Source organism: Halobacillus mangrovi (assembly GCF_002097535.1).
Classification (GTDB): domain Bacteria; phylum Bacillota; class Bacilli; order Bacillales; family Halobacillaceae; genus Halobacillus; species Halobacillus mangrovi_A.
This window is the reverse complement of sequence record NZ_CP020772.1, coordinates 4,081,489-4,093,891: the sequence shown is the minus strand read 5'-3', so window position 1 is coordinate 4,093,891 and position 12,403 is coordinate 4,081,489. Positions and strand designations below refer to the sequence as shown.

General features: G+C 41.5%; 15 protein-coding genes. 10 read left to right on the top strand and 5 right to left on the bottom strand.

Annotated features, from left to right (window positions below):
* Positions 1 to 58 precede the first annotated feature (58 nt).
* From ribF to HM131_RS20315, 4 genes are read left to right on the top strand one after another with little or no spacing between them, the layout of a single operon-like run.
* Entirely contained in the window at positions 59 to 991 is a 933-nt protein-coding gene (ribF, locus tag HM131_RS20330; protein WP_085031664.1) for a riboflavin biosynthesis protein RibF, read from the top strand.
* 27 nt (positions 992 to 1,018) lie between these two features.
* Entirely contained in the window at positions 1,019 to 1,267 is a 249-nt protein-coding gene (locus HM131_RS20325) for a YuzB family protein (RefSeq protein WP_085031662.1), read from the top strand.
* Between the two features lie 14 nt (positions 1,268 to 1,281).
* Positions 1,282 to 1,776: a DUF1189 family protein gene (locus tag HM131_RS20320; protein WP_085031660.1), complete on the top strand. Its 495-nt coding sequence runs from the start codon at positions 1,282 to 1,284 to the stop codon at positions 1,774 to 1,776.
* Between the two features lie 55 nt (positions 1,777 to 1,831).
* The gene (locus HM131_RS20315) at positions 1,832 to 2,683 is read left to right on the top strand and encodes a pirin family protein (protein WP_232324834.1); all 852 of its coding nucleotides are present in this window, start codon (positions 1,832 to 1,834) and stop codon (positions 2,681 to 2,683) included.
* Positions 2,684 to 2,793: 110 nt separating this feature from the next.
* Here HM131_RS20315 and HM131_RS20310 read toward each other — a convergent pair whose 3' ends face one another.
* Positions 2,794 to 3,096, bottom strand: coding sequence for a sunset domain-containing protein (locus tag HM131_RS20310; protein ID WP_085031656.1), 303 nt, complete (start codon positions 3,094 to 3,096; stop codon positions 2,794 to 2,796).
* A gap of 128 nt (positions 3,097 to 3,224) precedes the next feature.
* On the opposite strand from HM131_RS20310, the gene HM131_RS20305 reads away from it, so the two are divergent.
* From HM131_RS20305 to uvsE, 5 genes are all read left to right on the top strand, one after another.
* Positions 3,225 to 4,064 carry an SAM hydrolase/SAM-dependent halogenase family protein gene (locus HM131_RS20305; RefSeq protein ID WP_085031654.1) on the top strand — a complete coding sequence of 280 codons (840 nt, stop codon included), beginning with the start codon at positions 3,225 to 3,227 and terminating at the stop codon, positions 4,062 to 4,064.
* Positions 4,065 to 4,124: 60 nt separating this feature from the next.
* Positions 4,125 to 4,589 (top strand): DUF4362 domain-containing protein, encoded by a 465-nt coding sequence (locus HM131_RS20300; RefSeq protein ID WP_085031652.1) that lies wholly within the window; start codon positions 4,125 to 4,127, stop codon positions 4,587 to 4,589.
* 89 nt (positions 4,590 to 4,678) lie between these two features.
* The gene (locus HM131_RS20295; protein WP_085031650.1) at positions 4,679 to 5,503 is read left to right on the top strand and encodes an aldo/keto reductase; all 825 of its coding nucleotides are present in this window, start codon (positions 4,679 to 4,681) and stop codon (positions 5,501 to 5,503) included.
* 251 nt (positions 5,504 to 5,754) lie between these two features.
* Positions 5,755 to 6,522 (top strand): helix-turn-helix domain-containing protein, encoded by a 768-nt coding sequence (locus HM131_RS20290; RefSeq protein ID WP_085031648.1) that lies wholly within the window; start codon positions 5,755 to 5,757, stop codon positions 6,520 to 6,522.
* Between the two features lie 98 nt (positions 6,523 to 6,620).
* Positions 6,621 to 7,577, top strand: coding sequence for a UV DNA damage repair endonuclease UvsE (uvsE, locus tag HM131_RS20285; RefSeq protein WP_085031646.1), 957 nt, complete (start codon positions 6,621 to 6,623; stop codon positions 7,575 to 7,577).
* A gap of 114 nt (positions 7,578 to 7,691) precedes the next feature.
* On the opposite strand, the gene HM131_RS20280 is transcribed toward uvsE, so the two are convergent.
* On the bottom strand, positions 7,692 to 8,270 hold the full coding sequence (locus tag HM131_RS20280; protein WP_085031644.1) for a CDP-alcohol phosphatidyltransferase family protein: 579 nt from the start codon (positions 8,268 to 8,270) through the stop codon (positions 7,692 to 7,694).
* 9 nt (positions 8,271 to 8,279) lie between these two features.
* On the bottom strand, positions 8,280 to 8,942 hold the full coding sequence (locus tag HM131_RS20275; RefSeq protein ID WP_085031642.1) for a TVP38/TMEM64 family protein: 663 nt from the start codon (positions 8,940 to 8,942) through the stop codon (positions 8,280 to 8,282).
* Between the two features lie 227 nt (positions 8,943 to 9,169).
* Here HM131_RS20275 and HM131_RS20270 point away from each other — a divergent pair, with 227 nt between their 5' ends.
* Positions 9,170 to 9,751 carry a cell wall hydrolase gene (locus tag HM131_RS20270; protein ID WP_085031640.1) on the top strand — a complete coding sequence of 194 codons (582 nt, stop codon included), beginning with the start codon at positions 9,170 to 9,172 and terminating at the stop codon, positions 9,749 to 9,751.
* A 35-nt stretch (positions 9,752 to 9,786) separates the two neighbouring features.
* Here HM131_RS20270 and HM131_RS20265 read toward each other — a convergent pair whose 3' ends face one another.
* On the bottom strand, positions 9,787 to 10,875 hold the full coding sequence (locus tag HM131_RS20265; RefSeq protein WP_085031638.1) for an NAD(P)/FAD-dependent oxidoreductase: 1,089 nt from the start codon (positions 10,873 to 10,875) through the stop codon (positions 9,787 to 9,789).
* Between the two features lie 66 nt (positions 10,876 to 10,941).
* Positions 10,942 to 12,357: an alanine/glycine:cation symporter family protein gene (locus tag HM131_RS20260; RefSeq protein ID WP_085031635.1), complete on the bottom strand. Its 1,416-nt coding sequence runs from the start codon at positions 12,355 to 12,357 to the stop codon at positions 10,942 to 10,944.
* Positions 12,358 to 12,403: the final 46 nt, after the last annotated feature.

The following is a 12,403-nucleotide window of genomic DNA, read 5'->3' as shown; positions in this document are numbered from 1 at the left end:
ATGTTGGTATATTATAATTAATAGGTTTAAACAATAGGCAGAAGGGGATGCATGGGAGATGGAAACGGTTGAAGTATCAGGCAGACCACCGAAAAATGAAAACAAAACAGTGCTAGTCATTGGAAAACTTGATGGTGTCCACCTGGGACATCAATACCTTCTCCACGAAGCGAAAAAAACGGTTAGGAGCGGTGAACAGCTAGCTGTATATAGTTTTTCTGATCATCCTAAATGGGTGCTGAAAGGTGAGGAGGAATACAACTATACGCTTACTTCTTCTCAGCATAAGCGCGAAATCCTTGATCGTTTCGGTGTTTACCGGTATTACCATGTTCAGTTTACAGAGGAATATGCCCGGACATCTCCTGAAACGTTTGTTTTTGAGCATTTGAGTCAGATGAACCTTTCCCGGATTGTAGTAGGAGAGGATTTTCGATTTGGAAAAGGACGAGGGTCCGATGCTGAAGGGCTCGCTGAGCTTTGCAGACAAATTGACATCCCAGTTACCATTCTGCCTGTAGTGAAATTGAACGGTGAAAAAATTAGCAGTACAACGATTAGAACGCTTGTCCAGCAAGGTCATATGGAGGCTGCACAAGCGATGCTTTCTCGCCCCTTCGAACTGACTGGAATCGTAGAAAAAGGCGAACAACTGGGGAGAGAGCTCGGTTTCCCTACATTAAACCTCGGCCAGATTGAAGAATACGTGGAAGTGAAGCCGGCCGTATATTTAGGAGTCGTTGAGCTTGATGAAACACCCGAACATTATTACACGTTGATAAGCGCAGGGTACCGCCCAACAGTCAATGGTGATTCCTATAAAGTCGAGGCATACCTTCTCGATTATTCAGGTGATTTGTATAATCACAAAGTTCGAATAAAATTCTTAAGACATTTGCGCGATGAGGTGGACTTCAACGGGATTGAGGCCTTAGTTGAGCAAATGAAAGAGGACGAGCGTAAGGCACGATTGATTTTAGGCATAGATTAAAGTCATCATAGAAAGGAGTATTGAACCATGGGGGTAGTCGTTGTCGAAGTCTGTGACGGTAACTTGATTACGGAACTTGATATTGAAGGGATTATTGAGTCAGAATACCCTGAAGTGGCGGTACTCATGAATGAATGCCTTTCTTATTGCGGAATGTGTGCGCTGCGGCCATACGCGATTGTGAACGGCACGAGAGTTTTTGCCAAAACACCCGAAGAAGCTCTGGATAAAATTCGTGTTAAGATTGAAGAAGAACTGGCTGTATATGCCGATTAAGGTAGGAGAGACAAATGGGGTTCATTGACTCGTTGATTAACAGTTTACGTTTACCAAAAAAAGAAGCGATGTTTCGTTTGAATCGTAAAGGAATGACAAATACGATTGTCTATTTGTTTGTTCTTTTAGCAGTCCTATTCCTGCCCGATATGATCCGTACGATTCGCAATCTTGATACCAACTTAACGGAAGTATCACGGGGACAGTATCTGGTACAGGTGATCGTTTTTTATCCGATGTTCATCCTTTTCCTGATTCTTATTGGGGTTTCAATGCTTGCAGGTATCGCTTTGTTAATGCGTAAAGCACTCGGGCGTAAGTTGACCTACCAGCAGCTGTGGAAGCTGACCGCCTATGCGGCCACGCTGCCATTGATCTTAACCGTTGTTCTTAAAAATATTGCCATTCCCGATGGTGTGAGCGCCATATTGTTTTTTGTGTTGTTCAGCTTTTTAATGTATCGAATGATTACTATTTATCCAAAAATACCAACGAATCGTTTGTCTTGATTTCAAATCTTTTCGTTGGTATTTTTTATGTAAAATGAGCCGAGGAGTGATAGGCATGAAGAGGGAAGTGGAGAAGAAATGGTACGTGAAGTATGACGAGATGGAATTTCCAGCCGTACAAAAAGGTATGATCCTTGAACCAGGTCGCTGGCAGGAGTTTGATCCTTTTCTATTGATGGCAGAAGACTGGTTTAAAAGAGGAACTTTCTCTGACCACCCTCACCGTGGGTTTCAAACCTTAACGTATGTCATTGATGGGAGGTTAGAGCACATTGATAACCGCGGAGGACATGGGATCCTTGAATCCGGAGATATTCAATATATGAATGCTGGGTCTGGAGCGAGGCACGCAGAAGAAGCCGTAGATGAAGATATTGCTCATACCTTGCAGCTATGGATCAATCTTCCTAAAGAGAAAAAAGGGATATCACCTAGCTATCAGGATGTACGCAAAGAGGATGCGGTAAAAGTCTCTAAAGACGGAGCAGATGTCCTTGTGTACGCTGGCCAAACGGCAGGAGTTCAAGGGCCTCTTCAATCGGAAGTACCGATCACACTCGCTGAAATTAAGCTTGAACCAGGAACTGCCTATACACACCATCTCCCTCTTAACCATAATGCTTTTCTTTACCTCCTGTCTGGTGATGTGGATTTAGGTGAAGAGGAAGAGAACTTAAAGAAAACCGGAGCGGCTACATTAACATTTGACGAATCAGCTGAAGCAGAAGTTAAAAGCGAACTCCTTATAAGGGCAAACAACCGGTCAAGAGTCCTTATCTATTCTGGAGAGCCAATCCGTGAAGATGTGGCTGCTCACGGTCCATTTGTTATGAATACGATGGGCGAAGTGAAAAAAGCGTTTCTTGATTTTCAAAAAGGGAAGTTCGGCCCGGATGTGAAATCTTAGAAAAGGGATATTAGAAAAAATATCTGAAGTAAGAGGGAGGGAAGTGATCCGTTTTCCTTCCAGTTTCCTCCCTGCAAACCGAAAGCTTGCCTTCTCTATGTAGGCAAGCTTTACATGTTCCATTTTCGATATCCAGCTTTCATGGCTTCATACTCTGAAATAAACAGGACCGCATGCTCTATTCTTTCGTAATCAGGGTCGCCAGGGATGTGATAAATCAATTCTCCATCTGGATTTTGATGACCCTTGACTAATCCAGTAACTTCACGATTTAGTCTGGGTTCTTTGGAGATAGCCAAGCTCGATGGCATGGAAATAAGATGTTTTACTCTACCTAACACCCATACGCCCGTATAGAAAAGATACTTAATGACAAATCTTGATTTAGACAGCAACATTCCTAAGTACTTCATAGTCTTCCCCCTTAAGGTATCGTATGCCCTGACAATTGCAACCGTTCTGGAGTTAAGTTGATTTTGTTCTGAATATTCTATAAACTATCAATAATTTATTATTTCAAAACGAAAGGTAGGGAGAACGATTGAAAAACGCACTTGTATTACAATCGGATTTTGGCATTAGTGATGGGGCGGTAAGTGCCATGCATGGCGTGGCTCACTCTGTGTGTAATGAATTATCCATTTTTGATTTGACCCATGATATCCCCCCATTCAATATATGGGAGGCTTCCTACCGGCTTTGGCAAACGATGACGTATTGGACGGAAGGAACAGTTTTCGTTTCGGTCATTGATCCAGGGGTAGGTTCGACAAGAAGGAGTATTGTAGTCAAGACAGGCTCAGGGCATTATGTAGTAACTCCGGATAATGGCACATTGACCCACATCCAGCGGACAGAAGGAATCGTGGAAGCTAGAATCATTGATGAAACCATCAACAGGCTCCCGAAATCTGGAGAATCCTACACGTTTCATGGGCGTGATATTTATGCTTACACGGGTGCCCGGCTTGCCTCAGGAGTCATTTCATATGAAGAAGTCGGAGAGAAAATCGATCATGAGTCGCTCGTCACCTTACCTGTCAAAGAACCTAAAAGAAAGAAGCATTCAACAGAAGGCATCATCGATATTTTAGATGTTCGTTTCGGAAACCTATGGACAAATATCCCGCGGCCTTTTTTCAGAGAGTTGGACATTGTGTATGGAGATACACTAAACGTCACAATTATATATGATGGGCGAGAAGTTTATCACAGCGCGATGACCTTTGGACGGTCTTTTGCTGATACACATAAAGGAGAGCCGCTTGTATATGTGAATTCGCTGGATAATTTAGGAGTTGCGATTAACCAAGGATCATTTGCTAAAGCTTACAATATTGGAACTGGATCTAATTGGGAAATTGTGTTTACAAAACTGTAAGAGATTCTGTAACCTTTTTCCATTCCATTCGTCTCATACATTAAAGGCGGGTGGTGAGTCATGTACCGGATGCTTAGTATTGGTTTACTCTTCGTGCTGATTGGATGCGGAATGAACACCCCGGTGGAGGAGGAAACTCAGACCACGGAGGAGAATGAAGTACATTCAGAAAAGGAAGCAGAAAAGCCAGAAATTCCGGAGGATTCATCGATGAAGAATGAACTGGAGAATCAGAAAAAGCTTGAAGGTTTCATGCAAAAGGTGAAGAAGGGTACTCCGGATGAGGTGCGGATTGTCCGCTACACGGTGGAAGGAGATTCGATTTATACTGATTTAGCATTCAATGGCCAATCGATTAAATTCAAACGCGATACTAGAAGGGATAAACAAGGGAATGGCCAAGTCATAGAACGAACCTGTCAGAGCATAAAAAAAGAGGAAGAACAGGGGAAGACTGTCTACTTCTTGAGCTGTGGAATTTACGGTCAAATTGAACTACTTACTCTTATGTATGAAGAATACTAGTCATGGCTTCATGTGAGCAAAATTCCGGCATTTGGAAAGTGGTCTGTGCTACACTACAACTGTATCTTTTCTAGAAAGGATGTATTCACATGAAAACCATGACGTTACATAGCAATATAGAAATGCCGCAGCTCGGCTTCGGTGTGTGGCAAGTAGAAGAAGCAGATGCAGTTCCTGCCGTGACGAAAGCGCTAGAAACGGGCTACCGTTCGATTGATACAGCTGCTATTTACGGCAATGAAAAGCAAGTGGGGGAAGCTATTCGTCAAAGTGATCTAGGACGTGATGAGCTTTTTATCACGACGAAAGTGTGGAACACCGATCAGGGATATGACAACACCATAAAAGCACTGGAAACCAGTCTGGATAAATTAGGATTAGAATATGTAGATCTTTATTTGATCCATTGGCCTACTCCTGAATACGACCAGTATGTTGAAACGTATAAAGCCTTGGAGCAATTACAGAAGGACGGAAAAGTAAAAGCCATCGGTGTATGCAACTTCAACATTGAGCACCTACAGCGTATTCTTGATGAATGTGAAGTGAAACCAGCCGTTAATCAGGTAGAATGCCACCCATATCTTGCTCAAAACGAGCTGAAGGATTTCTGCCGTCAAAACGGCATTCACTTAGAGGCGTGGAGCCCGCTCATGCAAGGTGGAGAAGTTTTGAAGAATGAAACGATCCAGTCCATCGCTAAGAATCACGGAAAAACCCCAGCACAGGTAATTATTCGCTGGCATTTACAAAATGACACGATTGTCATTCCTAAGTCTGTTACGCCTTCTCGCATCGAAGAAAATTTTGATGTGTTTGATTTTGAGCTTACAGCAGAAGATATGCAGGCCATTAATAAATTGGACCGTGGTGAGCGTAAAGGACCAGAGCCTTCTGAAATGAATGTAAGGTAAATAGTAGTGATAAAACGTTGACAAGCTGCCGAGTGTTACACCGGCAGCTTGTTTTGTTTATTATTTTACAGATATGCCCATAAATTATCAAAAAACAACACATTATTATTAAAAAATATCAGAAATTTAATAGAAAGGTGTTTAGTTCTTTAGTATTATATTAGTTCATAGGAAAACTATCGGGCTTTTCTGAAAAAGCGTCGAGATACACAAAGAAAGATCTTGTTGATCGTTAAATTAGAGGTGAGAGTATGACAGATCAAAACCAATTATTCTCGACAATGATCATGGAAGAGATCGATGCTACGCTTGACCATCCAGATCTTGATCTCTTCTTTGAGGCAGCCAATCAAATCGTAGAAGACATGAAATTAGGGAATGAGGAAAATGCTATAAACTCTCTTTTAATGGTCAATCGAATGCTCGCTGAAAGAGCGCCGCACGACCTTTACCGAGCTTATCGCAATTTTTATATTGCGCTCATTTCAAACTTTTTTCAAAACACATTGGAGTGGAACATTCCGCGGTCGCGTGTGTTTGCTTATAATGCAGCAAGTATTGATTACATAGAGCGACATACCACACCTGATAAACTAAAAGATTCCATGGAGTTTTTAATCTCCTACTTTTCAAATATTGTAAAAGAATGGCGGATGCCTGCGTCAGACCATCCAATGATCACACAGGCTTATTATATTATTAGTGCTCATTTGGAAAAATCTATTACCATTCAGGATATAGCAAAAGAGCTGGAGATCAGTTCTTCCCATTTAGCGCGGAAATTTAAAGAACAAACAGGGAAGACGTTAAAAAAGGTCATCAATGAAATGAAAGTTTCCGCATCGGTGTATTATTTGCAGCATTCAAAAAGACCGATCGCAGATATTTCTAATCAATTTGTATTTTGTAATCAAAGTTACTATACAAAAAAGTTTAAAGATCAGTTTGGAGTTACGCCAAAGCAATACCGAAAACAATATCAGGAGAATACTCCGCTCTTTCAATTGAGTCTCACTTAAAAAATGCCTTTTAAACGCCGGTGAACATCACGGCGTTTTTTTTATAAGAATGAAGGGCAATTTAATAGTAGGAAATGATTGACTAAAGGAGATTAATTATGAGAATCCGATTTGGCTATGTTTCCCACGCTCTTTCCCTATGGGAAGCAACCCCTGCTAGAACAATGACATATGCTAGATATAAAAAATTAGATAACGATGATCGCATTTCACAGCTAAAAAAGATTACAGAGATCAACCTCCGTAACACTCTAAGGGCGTTACACTTCAATATTGCTCATGAGATCCATCTTTATCGTTTTTCATCTTCACTTGTACCGCTCGCCACTCATGAAGAAGTTCAATGGGACTACATCACTCCTTTTAAGTCTCTTTATCAGGAAATCGGAGAGCTGGTTCAAACTCATCAGATGCGCACAAGTTTTCATCCTAATCAATTCACGCTTTTTACGAGCGATAAGCCACATGTAACGGAAAATGCTGTGAAGGATATGGAATACCATTATGCGTTATTAGAAGCGATGGATTTGGAAAAAGAAGGTCACATCAACCTTCATGTTGGGGGAGCATATGGAGATAAAAAAGCAGCTGTTTCGCGATTTCATGATAATCTTAAACAACTCCCTGTGCCTATAAAAAAGCAAATGACGCTGGAAAATGACGATAAGACATACACGACCTCTGAAACACTTGATGTGTGCGAAAAAGAAAGGATTCCTCTCATGTTTGATTACCATCACTACATGGCCAATCATCAGCAAGAGGAGAAGCTGGATGAGTTGCTGCCAAGGTTCTTTGATACATGGAAAGAAATGAAGGTACCGCCAAAAATCCATATCTCATCGCCAAAATCAGAAAATGCCTACCGCAGTCATGCAGATTACGTCAACCTTGATTTTATACAGCCTTTATTAAAAACACTAAAGACACTAGGTGAACCGGTTGATTTTATGATTGAGGCAAAAGCAAAGGATCAAGCATTGCTTCAGCTCGTTGAAGATATTTCGAACATCCGGGGGGTAAAGCGGCTGGGGGGAGCTATGGTGAATTTGTAATCTAGAACCATCCGGATGGATAGGTACCGGATGGTTTTTTATGATAGGAGAGCACGTTGAAAACGTGGACAGAGCAATCGGCGTATAAGTAAGCGAATCCACTGACCATTCATGTTAAAGTATGCGTTTAGCTTCCATAAATCGCTGGATGCCTGTAAATAATTCAACTCCAAAAAATAACAGTGTCGACCATAGAAGAAAATCAGGGAAAAGCAGCATGATACTGAATAAAATAAACCCTTCTGTCCTTTCAGCCACCCCTGCTTGATAATAAAACGATTTGATTCCAGCTTTCTCAGAGACAGCGCCGACCACAAGAAAGATCGTCATTGAAATGACAATAGAAACACTGAGTAAGAGAAGTGGAAACACCACTTCAGGATGCACGTAGGCAATTGCTACAATCATCGCAATTTCTACGACTCTGTCAAATGTGATATCCATAACCGTTCCAAAAGGTGAGGTTTTCGTGTGTCTCGCCATCGTACCATCAACGGCATCTAAAAAACCTGAGAGCCATAACATGACTACTGCAAGGACAGGATATCCAAGTACATAAAAAATGCTAGTCGAAACGCCAACAATCAGGGCAACAATCGTAATTTCATTCGCTGTTCGTCCTTTGTTAAGGAAAAAGGAAGCGGTTTTGTCAATCGACGGTTGAACATATTTTCTCGCATGAGTATCTAACATGACGAACACCTACTTTTCTTCATGATCCAATCCTAACCATTCTTTTACCCTAGAGCGAAACAAATAACTCATTCCAAGGAGTATCAGGAACCCAATCACGGCTAGAAAGATCAATTTTCTATCTCCCGAGGCTATACTTGAACCGAGCAGCCCGTAAGCAGTAGCTCCCGGAAGGACTCCAAGCATAGTGGCAGCTAGGTAGTGACTAAATCGTACTCTGGCAAACCCTGAAGTATAACAGAGTAAATCAAATCCTATTAAAGGAAACACCCGTAAAATTAAGACATAGAGAAATCCATGTTCTCTGATTCTTTCTTGAAACGGCTCAGACCAGGACAAGACGTGCCACTTAATCATAGATTTTCCAAACAGCTGACCGATCCAATACCCTGTCATAGCTGCCACAGTAAGGCCGATCCAAATATATAAAATCCCGGGCCAGGCACCATACGAAAGCCCAGCGGTCATTGAAAAAATGGTAGTCGGAAAGAAAACGAATGGACCTAAGGAATACATCACCCAAAATATGACCGGAGACAACCATCCGAAGGAGAGAATAAAATCGCGGATCTCATTAGGGGTAATGGACCATTTGAAATAGACAAAGTAAATAATCGTGACAATCAGAAAGGCTGCTATGAAAAACCTAATCCAATTTTTTTTATGACTCATCGTTACACTTCCTTATTGCACCAGTACGTATATTTTATATTATACATGCCATGGAATAGTTACGGTTATATAAGTCCGATCGATTCTATTACAAAGGGATAGAAATGAATAAAGGATAACTGGAAAAGGAGTCAGGAAGGCTGGTAATGCTGGAAAGAATTAATAGTGAAAACCGCCAGAATGCTATGTTACCGTATAATAGATAAATTTTAAGGAGGTATAGCAAAATGTTAAAACGTTTGCTTATCACAGGTTTAACTATAGCTGGCGCACTTTCCTTTTCCATTCCAGCGCATGCGCATGCTCAACAAAATGTCCACACCGTCCAGAAGGGCGAGTCTCTATATAAAATTGCTAATAAATACGGAATTTCTACCCAACAATTGCAAGCCGTGAATGACAAAAATAGTGCCATGATCTATCCTGGCGAAACACTTGAGCTTCCTGTCATGCTTGACGAATCAGAGAAGGACTTGCTTGCGCGTTTAGTGGAAGCCGAAGCTAAAGGTGAAAGCTACGCAGGGAAAGTTGCCGTAGCCACGGTAGTCCTTAACCGCATAGAAAGTGATCGTTTCCCTGATACGTTGTATAATGTCATTTATGATGGCATTCAGTTTTCACCTGTCTTGAACGGAACCATTAACGATCCTGCAGGTCAGGAATCTAAAAGAGCCGTACAAGAAGCACTAAATTACCAAGGGTTTGACAGAGAGTCTCTATTTTTCTATAACCCTGGAAAAGCATCCAGTGACTATCTAAGCAATCAGGAGGTAACAACTGTCATTGGAAACCACGTATTCTTAAGATAAAACGAAAAGCAAGCATGCCCAGCATGCTTGCTTTTTTATGTTCGTCTTGGGATAGGATGCGCAACCTTTGCGAGAACCTTTAATATTTGCAACTTAGGCGAAGTCAATGCCTTTCCTAAAAGTTCGTTATGGAGAGATTTTACCACTCTGTCCAATTGCTCATTGGAAGAATGTTCGATGAGACGTCTTAACGTCAGCGAGTCATGATATTTCTGATATATACTCTTTGTCTGTTTTTCATAGCTTTCTAAACCGCAAATATCTTCAGCAGCGTAAATTCCGGTAAGTAAAGCAGTGAATTGTCCGAAGCCGATGAACGGAGAAATGCAACCTAAGCAATTCCCTGTGAAAAACGTGTTACCGATACGAGGATAGGCTGCTTTTCCAACCATGAAATCTTTTAAAGAATAGTCATTTGTAATCGATAATTTCTGCTGCAGGGACTTCTGTGCAGATTCAAGGCACTGTTCCCATAACTCCTCTTTATCTTTCTTCTGATTTTCAGGATACTGAGGGTAGACAACGATAAGGCTTGCTTCCGTTTCTGAATGAGGCAAAAGGTAAGACATGCCTTTTGGGGCAAAGTCGTTATTGAACCATGTGTATATTTCGTTTCTTTTGAATTCTCCAGAGACCGTCGAGCCCCTGAAGGAAGCTTTATAGGAAATCTCAAATGGTTGAATCTCTTGCACGTCCATAGGATCCCCCGTGGCGAGAATTACATGAGTGTATTCTTTTGATATCTCTTCATAGTTCACCTCAGCGTTAAAGTGGATAGGAGACTTTATCTTCTCTGCAAGCTGCTTTTCATAGGAATCCGGGTGCTTTCCTCGCATGTTGATGAAGCCTAGATTGCCATCTAAAGTGGCTGATTCATTCTTAGAATAAATATGTGTTCTACTGATGTTACTTGTAGGTTTTAAGTGGAGATCATAGTTTTCGCTAAGGAACTGGATATAGTCTTTAATAGGGGTGTGAAAGATTGACGAAATTCCTTCAGCATAAACCATCCTGTCTCCGACCATCCCTCTTTTTTCAAAGATATCTGCCGAGTAACCATGTTTTTCTAAAGTAAGGGCACAGGTTAATCCAGAGAAACCCGCCCCCATGATAGCGATTTTCATCGGAACCCTCCTATCGTGTTCCGATTAGTTTCTTCTTTTACAAAGAATTATATGCAGAGTTATTCATTAACTGGCATCTTCCTCTTCATGAAACAGCTGAACTTCTTTTTTCTTCGTCCGTTTCTTATAGACCCTATTTACATAGTCATCCGTCAATTCAGCAATCTCCTTGTGTAAGAAAAGGAGAGGGATGATATTTGCGAGTAATACAAAGGCTAATAGGAGATCCAGGAACTGCCAGACGAATTTCAATCCGCCAATGGAGCCTACAAATACAGCCAGGATGTACACGATTCTCATAAACTTTGCAAATTTTAGATTGTATAGATACTCGGCTTGCTTTTCCCCATAAAAGACGAGGACTCCGATTGTTGTTACCACAAAAAACAATAAAAATACAGTGATGAAGGCCCCTCCGAATGCGTCACCAAATTCTGTGCCGATTGCTATATTGATCATATTCGAAGCATCACTGCCTCCTACTTCTCTCCATGCTCCAGTCACTAGAACAGTTAATCCGGAAATCGTACAAATCACAATCGTATCAACAAATACGCTAAAGATTCCCCATAACCCCTGTCTGGATGGATGATCAGCTTGGGCAGCTGCATGAGCAATCGGTGCCGTTCCAAGTCCAGCCTCATTGGAGTATAATCCTCTAGCCGTACCCCATCGTAAAGCTTGAGCAATTCCTGCACCGGCAAACCCTCCGGCCGCTGAAATAGGAGTGAACGCATGTGCGAAGATAAGGCCGAAGACATTAGGAAGCTGATCAGCGTTGGCTAATATTACATAGAGACAGACGCCAATGTAAATCAATACCATACCTGGAACCATTTTATCCGTTACTTTAGCAATTCGTTGTATTCCTCCAAACACGACAATGGCTATAGCTGCACACATAACAGCGCCTGTGATATAAACCGGCCAGCCGAATGCTCCCTCTGTCTGTGTAGCGATCGAATTAGATTGCACCATTGTACTTGGGATCAATTCGAGCATCAGGAAAAAGGCAAAAGCGCTCGACACCCATTTCCAGCCAAGGGCTTTCTTTATGTAATATTGTGGGCCCCCGACCCAGATGTTTTTATTGTTCTTTTCCCTGTATTTCATTCCTAGAAGGATTTCCGAATATTTCGTAGCCATGCCGATTAAGGCTACAAGCCACATCCAAAATAAAGCACCAGGACCACCTAACGAAATGGCGATAGGCACCCCGACAATGTTTGTCGCACCTGCCGTAGAGGCTAACGCTGATGTAAAGGCTTGAAAGGGAGTGATCGTTCCTTTTGCTTTTGTCTTCTTGAAGATTTGCCCGATGGTTTGATGGAGGACGTGCCCGAAGAAACGAAATTGGAAGAATTTGATTCTAATGGTAAGGAATATACCTCCCAAAATTAAAATAGCGGATAGCAGGTAAATCCAAAGAAAATCGGATACCGTCGAAATAAGTTCCACAATTGAACTCCATAATTGTCCCAATAAAAGGACCTCCTTCGATTTTATAACAATTTTATCCCATATATTC